Below are 15618 nucleotides of genomic sequence, written 5' to 3' on the forward strand. Positions count from 1 at the left end.
CTTAACGACTTTTTCACCATCGGTTCACAAACAGGCGACACCCGTCAGCTCACACTCCGCGCGGCTGCGCTTTCCAGAACATTGACCGACCAAGGAACTGCCATGGTTTCGACCTCCGCCCGCCCCGCCTCTCGCCCGCTCGATTTCCGGGTGTGCCTGGGCGTTCCCCTCGTTGCGGCGATCATTCTGCTGCTGCTCGAACTGACGTCCCTGGACATGGACCTGGCCACGCTGTTCTACGACCCGACCGTCGGCGACTTTATCGGGCGCCACAGTTATTTCCTCGAAGACATCCTGCATGACCGCGCCAAGCAACTGGTCATTGCCTTCTCGGTGTTCGCCATCCTCGGCTTCATCGGCAGTTTTTTCATCGAGCGGCTGAAACCGTTCAAACGCGAACTGGGCTGCCTGGTGCTGTCCCTGGGAATGGCGACTTCGTTCGTCACGCCGGTCAAGGCGGTGACGGCGGTGCAATGTCCGTGGAGCCTGGAACAGTTCGGTGGTCACGAGCAATACAGTGAGCTGCTGAGCCCTCGTCCACCCACCGACAAACCCGGCCGTTGCTGGCCGGGCGGTCACGCCGCCACCGGTTTCACCCTGTTTGCGCTGTTCTTCGTGCTGCGCGATCGTCGCCCTCGCCTGGCCCGCCAGGCCTTTGTCTTCGCCTTTGCACTGGGCACGGTGTTTTCGGTGAGCCGGATGATGCAGGGCGCGCACTTTTTCTCGCACAACCTGTGGACCGCGATTTTCTGCTGGCTGATTTGCCTGGGGTCCTATTACTGGATCTTGTACCGACCGGCTTCCCGTGTTGAACACCTGACCAAGGCCGCACCGGCCAACGCCTGAAACAGGAACGGCGGCAATAAAAAACCCCGCCGGCTTTCGCAGGCGGGGTTTTTCCGTACGGGGTAAGGCTGGCTTACATCATGCCGCCCATGCCGCCCATACCGCCCATGTCTGGCATGCCGCCGCCAGCTGGAGCGTCTTTACGCGGTGCATCAGCGATGGCCACTTCGGTGGTCAGCAGCAGACCGGCGATGGAGCTGGCCGATTGCAGAGCCGAACGGGTGACCTTGGTTGGGTCCAGGATGCCCATTTCGATCATGTCGCCGTATTCGCCACTCGCAGCGTTGTAACCGTAGTTACCCTTGCCGTTCTTGACTTCGTTGACCACAACGCTTGGCTCGTCACCGCTGTTGGCAGCGATCTGACGCAGCGGTGCTTCGATGGCACGCTTGAGAACCGAGATACCCACGTCCTGATCAGCGTTGTCGCCTTTCAGTTCGGAAATGGCTTGCAGCGAACGGATCAGCGCTACACCACCGCCAGGTACCACGCCTTCTTCAACGGCTGCACGGGTAGCGTGCAGGGCGTCTTCAACGCGGGCCTTCTTCTCTTTCATTTCGACTTCGGAACCAGCGCCAACCTTGATCACTGCAACGCCGCCGGACAGCTTGGCCAGACGCTCTTGCAGTTTTTCACGGTCGTAGTCTGAGGAAGTTTCGGCCACCTGGGCACGGATCTGGGCGATACGGCCTTCGATGTCGCCCTGTACGCCAGCACCGTCAACGATGATGGTGTTTTCCTTGGACAGGGTCACGCGCTTGGCGTTACCCAGGTGCTCCAGGGTAGTGCTTTCCAGGCTCAGACCGATCTCTTCGGAGATCACGGTACCGCCGGTCAGAACGGCAATGTCCTGCAGCATGGCCTTGCGACGGTCGCCGAAGCCTGGCGCCTTGACGGCGGCGACTTTGACGATGCCACGCATGTTGTTCACAACCAGAGTCGCCAGGGCTTCGCCTTCAACGTCTTCGGCAATGATCAGCAGTGGACGACCGGCTTTGGCAACGGCTTCCAGTACTGGCAGCATTTCGCGGATGTTCGAGATCTTCTTGTCGACCAGCAGGATCAGCGGGCCGTCGAGCTCGGCCACCATGGTGTCCGGCTTGTTGACGAAGTAAGGGGACAGGTAGCCACGGTCGAACTGCATGCCTTCTACAACCGACAGTTCGTTTTCCAGGCCCGAGCCTTCTTCAACGGTGATCACGCCTTCTTTACCGACTTTTTCCATGGCTTCGGCAATGATGTCGCCGATGGAGTTGTCGGAGTTGGCGGAGATGGTGCCCACCTGAGCGATGGCCTTGGTGTCGGCGCATGGCTTGGACAGAGCCTTGAGCTCTTTGACGACCGCGATGGCCGCTTTGTCGATACCGCGCTTGAGGTCCATCGGGTTCATGCCGGCAGCGACGGCTTTCAGGCCCTCGTTGACGATCGCTTGAGCCAGAACGGTAGCGGTGGTGGTGCCGTCGCCTGCGTCATCGTTGGCACGGGAGGCAACGTCTTTGACCAGCTGCGCGCCCATGTTTTCGAAACGGTCTTCCAGCTCGATTTCCTTGGCTACGGAAACGCCGTCCTTGGTGATGGTCGGAGCGCCGAAGCTCTTCTCGATGATCACGTTACGGCCTTTCGGGCCCAGGGTCGCTTTTACCGCGTCAGCCAGGACGTTGACACCGGTAAGCATTTTCTTGCGGGCGGAATCGCCGAATTTAACGTCTTTAGCAGCCATGATCGATATTCCTTAAATACTTTGTAGTAACGGGAAAATGAGCGGGGAATCAGCCTTCGATAACAGCGAGAATCTCGTTCTCAGCCATTACCAGCAGGTCTTCGCCGTCGACTTTCACAGTGTTGCTGCCGGAGTAAGGACCGAACACAACCTTGTCGCCCACTTTTACGGACAGTGCACGCACTTCACCGTTGTCCAGAACGCGGCCGCTGCCTACAGCGAGGATTTCGCCGCTGTTGGCTTTTTCGGCAGCCGAACCTGGCAGGACGATACCGCCAGCGGTTTTCTTTTCTTCTTCGCTGCGACGGATGACGACGCGGTCATGCAGAGGACGAAGCTTCATTGTCGATCTCTCCTAATTGTGGTTTTCATCGGCCGGTGTAATCCCGGCGGGTTTAACAAAGTCCGGCGGTGCCGGTTGCGGTTCGACGAGCGAACCGCTGAAGTCTGTCTGGCGCATTCGCCAGAAACCTTGCGGTGACCGTTACATAAGGGCGCATAAGCTTATTACAAGGGCCGGCCACGAAATTTTTTAATCGATGGCCGAAAAGGAACACGGCACCCGAAGGTGCCGTGCAGTTGAAACGACTTACTTGGGATCGCGGTGTTCGAATTCGCCTTCGATCACTTCCGGCTCACGTCCCAGGGGCTCGCGCGGAGCAGGACCGCCCCGTGGCTGGAGGTCATCGGCGAAGGCCCGTTGACGGACCGCCGCTTCTTCGGCGCGCTGACGCATCTTGTTGGCCAGCAGCCGACGAGAGAACGGCAGCAGCAGGACCAGGCCCAACACGTCGGTGACGAAGCCCGGCAGGATCAGCAGGCCGCCGGCCAGCGCCAGCATCAGGCCCTCGAGCATGGTCTGGGCCGGCAGTTCGCCACGGTTCAGGCTTTCACGCGCACGCAGCGCAGTGGCCAGGCCGGCGATACGCAGCACGAACACACCGAGCATCGAGCCGAGAATGACCAGCAGCAGCGCCGGAAAAAACCCGATCGCTGCGCTCACCTTGACGAATACGAACAGCTCCAACACCGGAAACAGTACAAAGAGCAATAAAAAAGGGCGCATCAAATGGTTCCTCAACGCAAGAATGCCTTGCCAGTCTTCCCTAGATGACGTCACCGATTCGTGAATTCAAGCGTCGACCGCTGCATTTTTCGGCCACTGCTCGGCGTGAGCCAGGAAAACCAAGGCTTCGCGCACTTGTGTCGGCGTATTACATGGGGCTTGGAACGGCAGCCAGTAAAGCCCCTGGCCGATGCGCAGGTGCATGCCTTCGGTGTCGATGCCGGCCAGTTGCGCCGGTTCGCTCGTCGGCAGTCCGGCGAGGTCGACGTAGTGCGCGATGGCCTTGGCGTGATCGGCGTTCATGTGCTCGACCATGCTCACTTCCGCCTTGCCTGCGAAGGGATTGGCCAGGGTCAGTTGATCGACCCAGTGAATCGCGCCAAACCCGCCGATGTAACGGTGGCGCACCGGTTTGAGCACCCAGAAATCGAAATCGTGGGCCTTGTGATAGTTCTGCGACTCCGGGAAGTAGCGATAGTAACGTTCGGCCGCGCTGTCGATCTCGGCAGTGTCCTGCAGTTGCTGCGCCTCGGCGAGGTAAGTCAGGCGACCGACGGCCTGCACATCCTCGGCACCGCGCTCGCCGACGAACAGCGAGCACTTCGGGTCTTTCTGCAGGTTGTGCGTGTGCTGGGCGATGCGGCTGATCAGGATCAGCGGGCGACCCTCCTCGTCCAGGCAGTAGGGCACCACGGAGCCGAACGGAAAGCCGGGCATGGCTTTGGAGTGCGTTGACAGCACTCCGCGGTATTCCTTGAGAAGCAATTCTCGGGCATTCTTGGCCGCTTCAACGCTCAATTTATGACTCCTTATAAAGAATCCGTCGTAAAAACGGACGGGCGTCTGGTGAAAGTTCCAGAGCGCCATCGAGGCAAACTCTCATGTGCAGCCAGGTCACGACGGGCGCAGATCGAGAACGCTCGACAAGGAACACCACTCCATCTGCTACCGGGGCATGCCCATGCAACTCACTGACAAAGTAATCATTATCACCGGCGGTTGCCAGGGTCTGGGCCGCTCCATGGCCGAGTATTTCGCCGACAAGGGCGCCCGGCTGGCCCTGGTCGACCTGAACCAGGAAAAACTCGACGAGGCGGTTGCCGCGTGTAAGGCCAAGGGCGTCGAAGCCCGCGCCTACCTGTGCAACGTCGCCAATGAAGAACAGGTGACCCACATGGTCGCCCAGGTGGCCGATGACTTCGGCGCGATCCACGGTTTGATCAACAACGCCGGCATCCTGCGCGACGGCCTGCTGCTCAAGGTCAAGGATGGCGAGATGAGCAAAATGAGCCTGGCGCAATGGCAGGCGGTGATCGACGTCAACCTGACCGGCGTGTTCCTGTGCACCCGTGAAGTGGCGGCGAAAATGGTCGAGCTGAAGACCGCCGGCACCATCATCAACATCTCGTCGATTTCCCGCGCCGGCAACATCGGCCAGACCAACTACTCCGCCGCCAAGGCCGGTGTCGCGGCCGCGACCGTAACCTGGGCCAAGGAGCTCGCGCGTTACGGCATTCGTGTCGCAGGGATCGCGCCGGGGTTCATCGAAACCGAAATGACCCTGGGCATGAAACCCGAGGCACTGGAGAAAATGACCGCCGGAATTCCCCTCAAGCGCATGGGCAAACCGCAGGAAATCGCCCATTCGGCGGCGTATATCTTCGAGAACGACTACTACACCGGGCGGATTCTGGAGATGGATGGCGGGTTGCGTCTCTAAGGCCACTCCATAACCAATGTGGGAGCGAGCCTGCTCGCTCCCACAGGGGGTTCAGCGCTTACAGATCAATCGTCACTGATGCTGATATTCGGCATCGCCGGCGACATCGCTTCCTGCAACACGATCCGCGCGCCGACATGGCGGGCCAGTTCCTGATAGACCATGGCGATCTGGCTGTCGGGCTCGGCAATCACGGTCGGCTTGCCACCGTCGGCCTGCTCGCGAATGACCATCGACAGCGGCAAAGATGCCAGCAGCTCGACACCGTACTGCTCGGCCAGCTTCACGCCGCCGCCTTCACCGAACAGATGCTCGGCATGCCCGCAGTTGGAGCAGATGTGCACGGCCATGTTCTCGACCACGCCCAGCACCGGGATATTGACCTTGCGGAACATCTCCACGCCCTTGCGCGCATCCAGCAGCGCCAGGTCCTGCGGGGTGGTGACGATGACCGCGCCGGCCACCGGGACTTTCTGCGCCAGGGTCAACTGGATGTCGCCGGTGCCTGGGGGCATGTCGATGACCAGATAATCCAGATCGCCCCAGGCCGTTTGCGTCACCAGTTGCAACAGCGCCCCGGAGACCATCGGGCCGCGCCAGACCATCGGCGTGTTGTCGTCGGTCAGGAATGCCATGGACATCACTTCCACACCATGGGACTCGATCGGCACGAACCATTTCTGATCCTTGATCTTCGGCCGGGTGCCTTCGGCAATGCCGAACATGATGCCCTGGCTCGGACCATAGATATCCGCATCCAGAATCCCCACCCGGGCGCCTTCCCGAGCCAGGGCCAGCGCAAGGTTGGCTGCGGTGGTGGACTTGCCTACGCCGCCCTTGCCGGAGGCCACGGCGACCACGTTCTTGACGTTGGCCAGGCCCGGAATCTGTGCCTGAGCTTTGTGGGCGGCGATCACGCTGGTGATCTCGACACGGGCGCTCGCCACGCCGTCGAGGCCTTCGATGGCCATTTGCAGCATCTGCGACCAGCCGCTCTTGAACAGGCCGGCGGCGTAGCCCAACGCCAGCTGGACGCTGACGCGGTCACCCTGGATGTCGATGCTGCGCACACACCCGGCGCTGACCGGGTCCTGGTTCATATAAGGGTCGGTGTATTGACGAAGGACGGCTTCCACCGCTGCGCGATTGACGGCGCTCATGGGCAACTCCAATAGCAAGACTGGAAAATCAGGCGGCTATCGTACCTGTTCTGGCGTGCGCGCGGCATGCTTTCAGGATGTGACAGGTACCCGTTGTTCGTCCCCGGAGTCCGGTCCCGGGGGTGAAAAATAGTCGCCGGCGCTTTATAGTGGCCGACCTCCGTTTCATCAAGTAGCCGAGCCCCATGTCCGAGCCACGCCAGATCCTCGTCACCAGCGCCCTGCCCTATGCCAATGGTTCGATCCATCTTGGCCACATGCTGGAATACATCCAGACCGATATGTGGGTGCGCTTCCAGAAGCACCGCGGCAACCAATGCATCTATGTCTGCGCCGACGACGCCCACGGTTCGGCGATCATGTTGCGCGCGGAAAAGGAAGGCATCACGCCGGAACAGCTGATCGCCAATGTCCAGGCCGAACACAGCGCCGACTTTGCCGATTTCCTGGTCGACTTCGACAACTTCCACTCCACTCACGCCGAAGAAAACCGTGAGCTGTCGAGCCAGATCTACCTGAAGCTGCGCGACGCCGGGCACATCGCCACGCGCTCGATCACGCAGTATTTCGACCCGGAAAAGAAAATGTTCCTGGCCGACCGCTTCATCAAGGGCACCTGCCCGAAATGCGGCACCGAAGACCAGTACGGCGACAACTGCGAAAAATGCGGCGCGACCTATGCGCCCACCGACCTGAAGGATCCGAAGTCGGCGATCTCCGGCGCCACCCCGGTGCTCAAGGACTCCCAGCACTTCTTCTTCAAGTTGCCGGATTTCCAGGAGATGCTGCAGACCTGGACCCGCAGCGGCACCCTGCAGGACGCCGTGGCCAACAAGATCGCCGAGTGGCTGGATGCCGGCCTGCAGCAGTGGGACATTTCCCGCGATGCGCCGTACTTCGGCTTCGAGATCCCGGACGAACCCGGCAAGTATTTCTACGTCTGGCTGGACGCGCCGATCGGCTACATGGCCAGCTTCAAGAACCTGTGCGACCGTACGCCGGAGCTGGACTTCGATGCGTTCTGGAACAAAAATTCCACCGCCGAGCTGTACCACTTCATCGGCAAGGACATCGTCAACTTCCACGCGCTGTTCTGGCCAGCGATGCTCGAAGGTGCGGGTTACCGCAAGCCGACCGGGATCAATGTGCACGGCTACCTGACCGTCAACGGCCAGAAAATGTCCAAGTCCCGCGGCACCTTCATCAAGGCCCGGACTTACCTGGAGCACCTGTCGCCGGAATACCTGCGTTACTACTACGCCGCCAAACTGAGCCGTGGCGTCGATGACCTCGACCTGAACCTCGAAGACTTCGTGCAGAAGGTCAACTCCGACCTGGTCGGCAAGGTCGTCAACATCGCCAGCCGCTGCGCCGGTTTCATCCACAAGGGCAATGCCAGTCTGATGGTCGACAGCAATGCGGCCCCGGAACTGACCGAAGCCTTCCTGGCCGCTGCGCCAGGTATCGCCGATGCCTATGAAGCCCGCGACTTCGCCCGCGCCATGCGTGAGATCATGGCCCTGGCCGACCGCGCCAACGCCTGGATCGCCGACAAGGCGCCCTGGTCGCTGAACAAACAGGAAGGCAAGCAGGACGAGGTCCAGGCCATCTGCGCCACCGGCGTCAACCTGTTCCGCCAACTGGTGATCTTCCTCAAGCCGGTGCTGCCACTGCTGGCCGCCGATGCCGAAGCGTTCCTCAACGTCGCGCCGCTGACCTGGAATGACCATGCGACATGGCTCGGCAACCATCAGTTGAACGAGTTCAAGCCGCTGATGACTCGAATCGACCCGGTGAAAGTCCAGGCCATGACCGACGCCTCGAAGGAAGACCTGACCGCCAGCCAGACCGACACCGGCGCCGCCGCACCGGCCGGCAACGGCGAACTGGCCAAGGACCCGCTGTCGCCGGAAATCGACTTCGACACCTTCGCCGCCGTCGACCTGCGCGTGGCGCTGATCGTCAAGGCCGAAGCCGTGGAAGGTGCCGACAAGCTGCTGCGCCTGACCCTCGACATCGGCGACGAACAACGCAACGTGTTCTCCGGCATCAAGAGCGCGTATCCGGACCCGTCCAAGCTCGACGGTCGCCTGACCATGATGATCGCCAACCTCAAGCCGCGAAAAATGAAGTTCGGCATCTCTGAAGGCATGGTGATGGCAGCCGGCCCCGGCGGTGAAGAAATCTACCTGCTCAGCCCCGACAGCGGCGCCAAGCCAGGTCAGCGCATCAAGTAAGGTCTCGCGCTGACCCATCCCACAGTCGTGCCTGGCGCGCCTGTGGGATTTTCATATCTGGCCCACCCTCCGTCCTTGCCGGATAATGCCTAAGCTTTTTAGACCACCCGTTAAAAAGCCTTCCTTTTTTCCGGCACGATCATGACCGAGATTGTTCTCACACTCATCAGCACCGCCCTGATCAACAACTTCGTGTTGCACTGGCCGTTGGGCGTCGACCCGCTGCTGGCGAGCGAACGCGGCCGGGTACATGCATTGGGGATTGCCACGACCTGCCTGATGCTGATCGTCGCTCTGCCGGCCCATGCGCTTTACCATTGGCTGCTGGTGCCGCTGGGGCTGGATTCGCTGCGCTTGTTCGTGTTCCTGCCCCTGAGCGTGCTGTCGATCGCGCCGCTGCTGAAGGTGTTGACGAAGGTGTTCCCGACGCTGTCGTTCGACGGTCTCTGGCCGCTGCTGCTCGGCAATGCCGGCGTGCTGGGGCTGGCACTGCTCGACAGCCGTGACGACCACGGCATTTTTTCCGCCACGGCCCAGAGCATCGGCGCCGGGCTGGGATTCTGGCTGGTGCTGAGCCTGTTCTGCGACTTGCGCCAGCGCACCCTCGATAACGATGTTCCCCTGCCCTTTCGCGGCCTGCCCATCGACCTGATCGGCGCCGGATTGATTGCAGTGGCTTTTCTCGGATTCAACGGACTGATCAAAACATGAGTCTGATTCAACGCATCGACGCCCTGCTGCCGCAGACCCAGTGCGGCAAGTGCGGGCACGCCGGATGCAAACCCTACGCCGAGGGCATTGCCGACGGCGAGCCGATCAACAAGTGCCCGCCCGGCGGCAGCGAAACCATCTCGGCCCTGGCTGAACTGCTGAAAGTCCCGGTGCTGGAGCTGGACGTCAGTCGCGGCTCGGCCCCGGCGCAAATAGCCTATATCCGCGAGGCCGAATGCATTGGCTGCACCAAGTGCATCCAGGCCTGCCCGGTCGACGCCATCGTCGGTGCTGCGAAGTGGATGCACACGGTCATCGTCGACGAATGCACCGGTTGCGACCTGTGCGTGGCCCCCTGCCCCGTGGACTGCATCGAAATGCGGCCCTTGCCGGCAGCGACCGTGATACCGATCGTCGGTGGCCTGGCGTTCAGCCTCGAAGCGCAACAGGCACGCGCCGCCAAACGCGACCACGCCCGCCAGCGCTTCGAACGGCGCAACGCCCGCCTGCAGCGCGAGGAAGCGCAGAGACTCGCCGAGCGTCAGGCCCGGGCCCAGCGTGTGACTCAGCAGGCCGAAGCCCCGGCACTCGATCCGGTTCAGGCGGCGCTGGAAAGGGTCCGCGCACAAAAGGCAGCGAAGGCCGATGCGGACTTGAAGAAAGCCAAAATCGATCTGGCGATGAGTCGCACGCAACTGAACAGATCGCTCAAGGCATTCGGGCATCCGCCGACGTTCGAGCAACAGTCGCAACTGATCATCCTGCAACAGCAGTTCGAAGCCGCAGAACACGCCTTGTTGCAGTTGGAGAGAAGCATGCCGTCGACGTCCAGACCCGAAGCCCCGGCCCCGACTCCGCCCCCGGCCAAGGATGCCGAGCTGAAGCGGGCGAAAATCCAGTTGGCCACCCGACGCGCTGAACTCAAGAAGGCGCAGGCCAGCCAGGCACCTGCTGCGCAGCTCGACGCGTTGCAGCGCGCCCTCGCCGAGGCCGAGAAAACCTTGCATGCGGCGGAAGACGCCAGCGACCAGCCATTGCCGGATCTGGTGCGCATCGAAAAGCGCCCCATCGATAACCAGCTTCGACAACTGAAAACCGAATTGGCCTACGCGCGCGCCGAGGTCAGCAAATTGCAACGACGCGCCGACACCCCCGCCGAGTTGCTGGACAAGGCGCGCGTTCGCCTGCAGGAAGCCCAGCGCCAGGTGGATAGCCATGTCGCCCCTTGAACCGGTGGACGAACGTCTTCAACAGGCCATGAGGCTGGTCTTGCTGGCCACGGTGCCAGGCATTCTGATGTCGTTCTGGTGGTTCGGCTGGGGCATCTTGATCAACCTGCTATTGGCAGGAACGGCCGCACTGGCCGTCGAAGCGGCTACCCTGAAGCTGCGCGGACGCGAAGTGCTTCCTGCCTTGGGCGACGGCAGTGCGCTGGTCACGGCAACGCTGCTCGCCCTGGCCTTGCCGCCGTATTGCCCCTGGTGGCTGACCGTCTGCGCCGCAGCATTCAGCCTGGTCGGCAAGCAATTGTATGGCGGCGTGGGGAAAAATCCTTTCAACCCGGCCATGCTCGGCCTGGCCCTGGTGCTGGTGACATTCCCCCAGCCGATGAGCCAATGGCCGTCGCCTCATGCCATGGACCTGTTCGGCAGCGTGCAACGGGTGTTCGGTTTCATGCCCGGCCCAACCCCGGATGCGTGGGCGCAGGCCACGGCACTGGACAGCCTGCGCATCAACAAAAGCCTGACCGTTGACGAACTCTTCGCCAGCAGCCCGGCGTTCGGTCATCTGGGCGGGCGCGGCGTGGAATGGATCAACCTGGCGCTTCTCGTCGGCGGCCTGTTTCTTCTGCAACGACGGGTGTTCACCTGGCATGCACCGGTCGGCATGCTCGCCAGCCTGTTCGTCATCAGCCTGCTGTGCTGGAACGGCTCGGGTTCGGACTCCCATGGTTCACCGCTGTTTCATTTGCTCAGTGGCGCCAGCCTGCTGGGCGCCTTCTTCATCGTCACCGAACCGGTGTCCGGCGCAAAAAGCCCCGGCGCCCGCCTGCTGTTCGGGGCCGGGGTCGGATTGCTCACCTACCTGATCCGTACCTGGGGTGGTTACCCGGACGGCGTGGCGTTTGCGGTGCTGTTGATGAACCTCTGCGTTCCGTCGCTGGAGCGGTTTGTCGCCTCGCGGCCAGCGCGGGTAGCGCCATGAACCGAGTGTCGAGCTGGGTGCTCGTCGGGCTGCTGGCTGGCCTGGGAATGGGCGCCACCTACCTTGCGCAACAGGGCAGCGCGTCACGCATCGCCGCCGAACAACGCGAGATCGATAGCCGCAAGCTGCTGGACCTGTTGCCCGCCGACCGTTACGACAATCATCCGCTGGAACAGCCGTTGCCGCTGGACAATACCGCATTGACCAACAGTCGCCTGCTGGGCGGCTATCTGGTGACCCGCGCCGGCCACCCGACCAGCGTTTTGCTGCGCAGCCAGACAACCGGCTATGTGGGCAGTATCGACCTGTTGATCGCCATCGACAGCACGGGCAGGTTGCTCGGGGTCAAAACCCTCAGTCAGACAGAAACCCCGGGGCTGGGCGCGCGGATCGCCGAGTGGCCCAATGCGTGGCTCGCGGTTTTCACCGGAACATCACGCAGCGAACCGCCCGACAATGGTTGGGCCTTGAAAAAGGATCAGGGCCAGTTCGACCAGATCGCCGGAGCGACCATCACTTCGAGAGCGGTGATCAACGCCATCCACGACGCCTTGCGCTATTTCGATGAACATCGGCAACGATGGATCGGGACCCATGAATAAGCCATCGACACTGCAGAATTCGCTGATGCTCGCCCCGCTGATCGGGGCGACCGACGCCTGGACGACCGCGTTGGAACTCTATGTGATGTTTGTCGTGCTCATCAGCGCCTACGGCATGGGCATGCAGCGGTTGCGCGACAGGCTCCCGGCGCCCGCACGGCTGATCGCCGGCCTGATGCTCGCTGCCACATTGACTGCGTGCGCAGAAATCGCTGCTCAGGCCTGTTCGTTGCAGTGGCATCAGCACGCTGGGGTCTATGCCGGGTTGATTGCCCTGCAATGCGTCGTTCTGGAGCACACAGGCTTCTTCCGGTCTCCATGGCGTGATCGCCTGCGCCTTTGTGGCCTGTTCGGTGCCTTGATGCTGGGGTTGAGCGTATTGCGCGAATTGCTCGGCAACAGTGGCCTGCACTTGGCTGCCCTGGTACCCGGTGGGTTCATTTTGCTGGGGCTGCTGATCGCTGCCTGGCAGGCCTGGTCTCGCCCGAACTCTTCACACTGATTGTTTTCGAGGAAACTCACTGCCCATGAATGCTGCAAAACGTCTGGAAATTTTCCGCAGGTTGCATGAAGACAACCCGGAACCGAAGACCGAACTGGCCTATTCCACACCGTTCGAATTGCTGATCTCGGTGATTCTCTCCGCGCAATCGACCGATGTCGGCGTCAACAAGGCGACAGCCAGGCTGTACCCGGTCGCCAATACCCCTGCGGCCATCCATGCGTTGGGGGTGGAGGGGTTGTCGGAGTACATCAAGACCATCGGCCTGTTCAACAGCAAGGCGAAGAACGTGATCGAGACCTGTCGCCTGCTCGTGGAGCGCCATGGTGGCGAAGTACCGCAGACTCGCGAAGAACTCGAAGCGCTGCCGGGCGTGGGCCGCAAGACCGCCAACGTCGTGCTCAATACCGCGTTCCGCCAACTGACCATGGCCGTGGACACCCACATTTTTCGCGTCAGTAATCGAACCGGCATTGCACCTGGCAAGAATGTGGTCGAAGTGGAAACGAAGCTGATGAAGTTCGTGCCAAAGGAATTTTTGCTCGATTCCCACCATTGGCTGATCCTGCACGGGCGCTACGTCTGCCTGGCTCGCAAGCCTCGCTGTGGCAGTTGCCGGATCGAAGACTTGTGCGAGTACAAGCACAAGACCTCGGACGATTGAAGCACTATTAGGTTTATTGATTTATCGATTGAAAAAATCTTTTTTACCCGGCAGGAGATTGTCGATATAAGGAGCGCCAAAGGCAGTCCAAGCCTGGAGTTAACCTTATGAGCACCGGTAAAGAGCAATTGGAAGTGGAAGACGACTTCACACCGGGTGAAGCCGAAGACGCGGATCCTGTGGTTGAAGTGGCAAAGACCAACCTGAGCAAACGCCGCACCATCGATAACCTGCTGGAGGAGCGCCGACTGCAGAAGCAATTGGCCGATTACGATTTTGACTTATGACACCTGAAAGCCTCCATGCACGGAGGCTTTTCTTTATGTGCGAAATCCTGAACCACTTGCCCAGGCCCCCTGATGCCGGAGTGCCGTCACACCAGCCCATTGCGTTGAGCCAACTCGATCAGGTCCACCAGGGATCGCGCATTGAGCTTCAAGAGCAGGCGAGTCTTGTAAGTACTGACGGTTTTGTTGCTGAGAAACATACCGTCGGCAATTTCCTTGTTGGTCTTGCCCCGGGCCAACTGCTGCAGCACCATCATCTCTCTGCCGGACAAACGATCGACCATATCGGCTTCACTGGCGTTACCCAGACTCGAACGAACAGTATGCAACGCTTGATTGGGGAAATAACTGTAGCCTGACAATACTGCTTTTATTGCACTGAGCAGTTCAGTCAGGTCCTGTTGCTTGCACACATATCCGGCTGCACCCGACTGCATGCAACGCATTGAAAAGTGCCCAGGCGCCTGGGAAGTCAATATCAGTACTTTCATGGGCATCGCTGCCGATACCAGCCGCGCAATGACTTCCAGTCCATCCAGCTTCGGTATTCCTATATCCAGAATGACAATATCCGGCATATGTTCACGAGCCAGTTGCAATGCGTCCACGCCATTGTCTGTTTCGGCAATGACTTCGTAGCCATGACGCTCCATCAGCATACGCACCGCAAGCCGAATGACGGGGTGATCATCCACGATCAGCACTTTATTCATGGGCAGGTCCAATTTCGCTGTTCGAATTTTTAGAGCCAGCACAATAGCCTAGTCGTTTCACCCATGGCATGCCGCCCCCCCCGGCCACCCGCAGCGAGAGACATTCCCTACAAATAACGCGGAATATTCTTACAGGAAATCTTCGAAACCTGCGCGTTGGAAACTTTATTTGCCTTACGCCGTTTCACCCTTCAACAATTTCTTGTATCAATTTACTCCCCCGACAATCCGATATTAACCAGCCTTCCAGGCACAGCGCCCAACGACAATTGCGCTACGCTGGATGATAACCGCCCGTTCGTCATTAACACAGCCCCACAGACACATGAATGTTTACCAAATGACTTTCAATAAACTCGACAAAACCAAAGCAGGTCTATCCCTGATATTAATCCACCGCTAACATGACGACCGCAAATAATAAACCCACCCAATAACCCAACGAGAAAAGATAAACTTATATGAGTGTAAAAGATGAAAAACTTAAAACAAAGAATCACCAACCCCATGACGATAATCGCCATATTCGCAACACTGTCTGAAACTTCGGCGGCAGTCTCCCTGCCCTTTCTCGACAACGAAGAGCGAGCCGTCTATATCTGGTTTTTGATCAGTTTTCCGTTTTACTTGCTGTTATTGTTCTTCGCCACACTCAACTTCAACTATCGATCGCTGTACGCGCCATCCGATTACGAGAAGGGAGAACATTTCATCAACGCGCTGGAGTCGGCTGAACGTCCGGAAACAGCACAAGGTCCACCGGACGAGGATCACCCCCGCAAACACCTTTGCATTCAGCACCACATCGAGTTGCCGGAACGACTGAAGGACCTGCACATCGTCGATGCACGCGGCATAAACAGGAAGATTGAATTTCGTGAACTGTTGAAAAAGATCCACCCGGCCAAAGCGCAGTCAGCTCGGGTCGTCGTGTTTCTCATCAGTGGCGAAGCGGAGAATGACCTGAAAGAAGGGGCGTTCAGTGTGTTCAGGCAGTTCAAGAAACGCGGCGGATTGCCGTTTTGCGTGGCTTACAACCTGAGTTCTCACGACATCACGCTGATCGAGCAGCCTCGTCCCTCTGACGCGCAACGCTCAGTCGCTTTCTAGAATCAACGGGAATGCAGCAGGCGGGAGTTGTTTTTACACAAGAAGAAAGATGAATCGCAATGTCCGAAGGAAAAT

Annotated in this window: 17 protein-coding genes; 11 read left to right on the forward strand and 6 right to left on the reverse strand. The window is 59.9% G+C overall.

Going from position 1 to position 15618, the window contains the following annotated elements; genetic code table 11:
• Positions 1-102: 102 nt before the first annotated feature.
• Positions 103-846, forward strand: coding sequence for a phosphatase PAP2 family protein (locus tag QIW53_RS05770; RefSeq protein WP_371048676.1), 744 nt, complete (start codon positions 103-105; stop codon positions 844-846).
• Positions 847-919: 73 nt separating this feature from the next.
• On the opposite strand, the gene groL is transcribed toward QIW53_RS05770, so the two are convergent.
• The 4 genes from groL to QIW53_RS05790 form a co-directional block, all read right to left on the reverse strand.
• Positions 920-2566 carry a chaperonin GroEL gene (groL, locus tag QIW53_RS05775; RefSeq protein ID WP_371048677.1) on the reverse strand — a complete coding sequence of 549 codons (1647 nt, stop codon included), beginning with the start codon at positions 2564-2566 and terminating at the stop codon, positions 920-922.
• 49 nt (positions 2567-2615) lie between these two features.
• The gene (locus QIW53_RS05780; RefSeq protein ID WP_371048678.1) at positions 2616-2909 is read right to left on the reverse strand and encodes a co-chaperone GroES; all 294 of its coding nucleotides are present in this window, start codon (positions 2907-2909) and stop codon (positions 2616-2618) included.
• A gap of 246 nt (positions 2910-3155) precedes the next feature.
• Complete coding sequence (locus QIW53_RS05785) at positions 3156-3632, reverse strand: FxsA family protein (protein ID WP_371048679.1); 477 nt, start codon at positions 3630-3632, stop codon at positions 3156-3158.
• A 66-nt stretch (positions 3633-3698) separates the two neighbouring features.
• Positions 3699-4430, reverse strand: a complete 732-nt coding sequence (locus QIW53_RS05790) for a HugZ family pyridoxamine 5'-phosphate oxidase (protein ID WP_371048680.1) — start codon at positions 4428-4430, stop codon at positions 3699-3701.
• Between the two features lie 163 nt (positions 4431-4593).
• Between QIW53_RS05790 and QIW53_RS05795 the strand changes: the two genes are divergently transcribed.
• Complete coding sequence (locus tag QIW53_RS05795; protein ID WP_371048681.1) at positions 4594-5352, forward strand: SDR family oxidoreductase; 759 nt, start codon at positions 4594-4596, stop codon at positions 5350-5352.
• Positions 5353-5417: 65 nt separating this feature from the next.
• Here QIW53_RS05795 and apbC read toward each other — a convergent pair whose 3' ends face one another.
• Positions 5418-6512, reverse strand: a complete 1095-nt coding sequence (apbC, locus tag QIW53_RS05800; RefSeq protein WP_371048682.1) for an iron-sulfur cluster carrier protein ApbC — start codon at positions 6510-6512, stop codon at positions 5418-5420.
• Positions 6513-6697: 185 nt separating this feature from the next.
• On the opposite strand from apbC, the gene metG reads away from it, so the two are divergent.
• The 8 genes from metG (at position 6698) to QIW53_RS05840 (ending at position 13720) form a co-directional block, all read left to right on the forward strand.
• Entirely contained in the window at positions 6698-8749 is a 2052-nt protein-coding gene (gene metG / locus QIW53_RS05805) for a methionine--tRNA ligase (protein ID WP_371048683.1), read from the forward strand.
• A gap of 141 nt (positions 8750-8890) precedes the next feature.
• Complete coding sequence (locus tag QIW53_RS05810; RefSeq protein WP_371048684.1) at positions 8891-9460, forward strand: electron transport complex protein RnfA; 570 nt, start codon at positions 8891-8893, stop codon at positions 9458-9460.
• The gene (gene rsxB, locus QIW53_RS05815; protein ID WP_371048685.1) at positions 9457-10689 is read left to right on the forward strand and encodes an electron transport complex subunit RsxB; all 1233 of its coding nucleotides are present in this window, start codon (positions 9457-9459) and stop codon (positions 10687-10689) included. The genes QIW53_RS05810 and rsxB overlap by 4 nt, the downstream gene beginning before the upstream one ends.
• Positions 10676-11665: an RnfABCDGE type electron transport complex subunit D gene (locus QIW53_RS05820; protein WP_371048686.1), complete on the forward strand. Its 990-nt coding sequence runs from the start codon at positions 10676-10678 to the stop codon at positions 11663-11665. Before rsxB ends, QIW53_RS05820 begins: the two co-directional genes overlap by 14 nt.
• Positions 11662-12267 carry an RnfABCDGE type electron transport complex subunit G gene (locus tag QIW53_RS05825; protein ID WP_371048687.1) on the forward strand — a complete coding sequence of 202 codons (606 nt, stop codon included), beginning with the start codon at positions 11662-11664 and terminating at the stop codon, positions 12265-12267. The genes QIW53_RS05820 and QIW53_RS05825 overlap by 4 nt, the downstream gene beginning before the upstream one ends.
• Positions 12260-12769 carry an Rnf-Nqr domain containing protein gene (locus tag QIW53_RS05830; protein ID WP_371048688.1) on the forward strand — a complete coding sequence of 170 codons (510 nt, stop codon included), beginning with the start codon at positions 12260-12262 and terminating at the stop codon, positions 12767-12769. Before QIW53_RS05825 ends, QIW53_RS05830 begins: the two co-directional genes overlap by 8 nt.
• Positions 12770-12794: 25 nt before the next feature.
• Positions 12795-13433 (forward strand): endonuclease III, encoded by a 639-nt coding sequence (gene nth / locus QIW53_RS05835; protein ID WP_371048689.1) that lies wholly within the window; start codon positions 12795-12797, stop codon positions 13431-13433.
• 107 nt (positions 13434-13540) lie between these two features.
• Complete coding sequence (locus QIW53_RS05840) at positions 13541-13720, forward strand: PA3496 family putative envelope integrity protein (protein ID WP_371048690.1); 180 nt, start codon at positions 13541-13543, stop codon at positions 13718-13720.
• 86 nt (positions 13721-13806) lie between these two features.
• Here the strand turns inward: QIW53_RS05840 and QIW53_RS05845 are convergent, their stop codons facing one another.
• Positions 13807-14433: a response regulator transcription factor gene (locus QIW53_RS05845; RefSeq protein ID WP_084322710.1), complete on the reverse strand. Its 627-nt coding sequence runs from the start codon at positions 14431-14433 to the stop codon at positions 13807-13809.
• Positions 14434-14907: 474 nt separating this feature from the next.
• Here QIW53_RS05845 and QIW53_RS05850 point away from each other — a divergent pair, with 474 nt between their 5' ends.
• Entirely contained in the window at positions 14908-15543 is a 636-nt protein-coding gene (locus QIW53_RS05850) for a hypothetical protein (RefSeq protein ID WP_371048691.1), read from the forward strand.
• Positions 15544-15618 lie beyond the last annotated feature (75 nt).

This window comes from Pseudomonas fluorescens (assembly GCF_041354075.1).
In the GTDB taxonomy this organism is placed as follows: Bacteria; Pseudomonadota; Gammaproteobacteria; order Pseudomonadales; family Pseudomonadaceae; genus Aquipseudomonas; species Aquipseudomonas fluorescens_CE.

What these genes read in the sequence shown, in the direction of transcription:
- QIW53_RS05795 (WP_371048681.1), top strand. Translation starts at nt 4,594, where the DNA reads ATGCAACTCACTGACAAAGTAATCATTATCACCGGCGGTTGCCAGGGT.
- QIW53_RS05850 (WP_371048691.1), top strand. Translation starts at nt 14,908, where the DNA reads ATGAAAAACTTAAAACAAAGAATCACCAACCCCATGACGATAATCGCC.
- metG (WP_371048683.1), top strand. Translation starts at nt 6,698, where the DNA reads ATGTCCGAGCCACGCCAGATCCTCGTCACCAGCGCCCTGCCCTATGCC.
- QIW53_RS05825 (WP_371048687.1), top strand. Translation starts at nt 11,662, where the DNA reads ATGAACCGAGTGTCGAGCTGGGTGCTCGTCGGGCTGCTGGCTGGCCTG.
- rsxB (WP_371048685.1), top strand. Translation starts at nt 9,457, where the DNA reads ATGAGTCTGATTCAACGCATCGACGCCCTGCTGCCGCAGACCCAGTGC.
- groL (WP_371048677.1), bottom strand. Translation starts at nt 2,566, where the DNA reads ATGGCTGCTAAAGACGTTAAATTCGGCGATTCCGCCCGCAAGAAAATG.
- QIW53_RS05785 (WP_371048679.1), bottom strand. Translation starts at nt 3,632, where the DNA reads ATGCGCCCTTTTTTATTGCTCTTTGTACTGTTTCCGGTGTTGGAGCTG.
- QIW53_RS05820 (WP_371048686.1), top strand. Translation starts at nt 10,676, where the DNA reads ATGTCGCCCCTTGAACCGGTGGACGAACGTCTTCAACAGGCCATGAGG.
- QIW53_RS05840 (WP_371048690.1), top strand. Translation starts at nt 13,541, where the DNA reads ATGAGCACCGGTAAAGAGCAATTGGAAGTGGAAGACGACTTCACACCG.
- QIW53_RS05780 (WP_371048678.1), bottom strand. Translation starts at nt 2,909, where the DNA reads ATGAAGCTTCGTCCTCTGCATGACCGCGTCGTCATCCGTCGCAGCGAA.
- apbC (WP_371048682.1), bottom strand. Translation starts at nt 6,512, where the DNA reads ATGAGCGCCGTCAATCGCGCAGCGGTGGAAGCCGTCCTTCGTCAATAC.
- QIW53_RS05770 (WP_371048676.1), top strand. Translation starts at nt 103, where the DNA reads ATGGTTTCGACCTCCGCCCGCCCCGCCTCTCGCCCGCTCGATTTCCGG.
- QIW53_RS05830 (WP_371048688.1), top strand. Translation starts at nt 12,260, where the DNA reads ATGAATAAGCCATCGACACTGCAGAATTCGCTGATGCTCGCCCCGCTG.
- nth (WP_371048689.1), top strand. Translation starts at nt 12,795, where the DNA reads ATGAATGCTGCAAAACGTCTGGAAATTTTCCGCAGGTTGCATGAAGAC.
- QIW53_RS05810 (WP_371048684.1), top strand. Translation starts at nt 8,891, where the DNA reads ATGACCGAGATTGTTCTCACACTCATCAGCACCGCCCTGATCAACAAC.
- QIW53_RS05845 (WP_084322710.1), bottom strand. Translation starts at nt 14,433, where the DNA reads ATGAATAAAGTGCTGATCGTGGATGATCACCCCGTCATTCGGCTTGCG.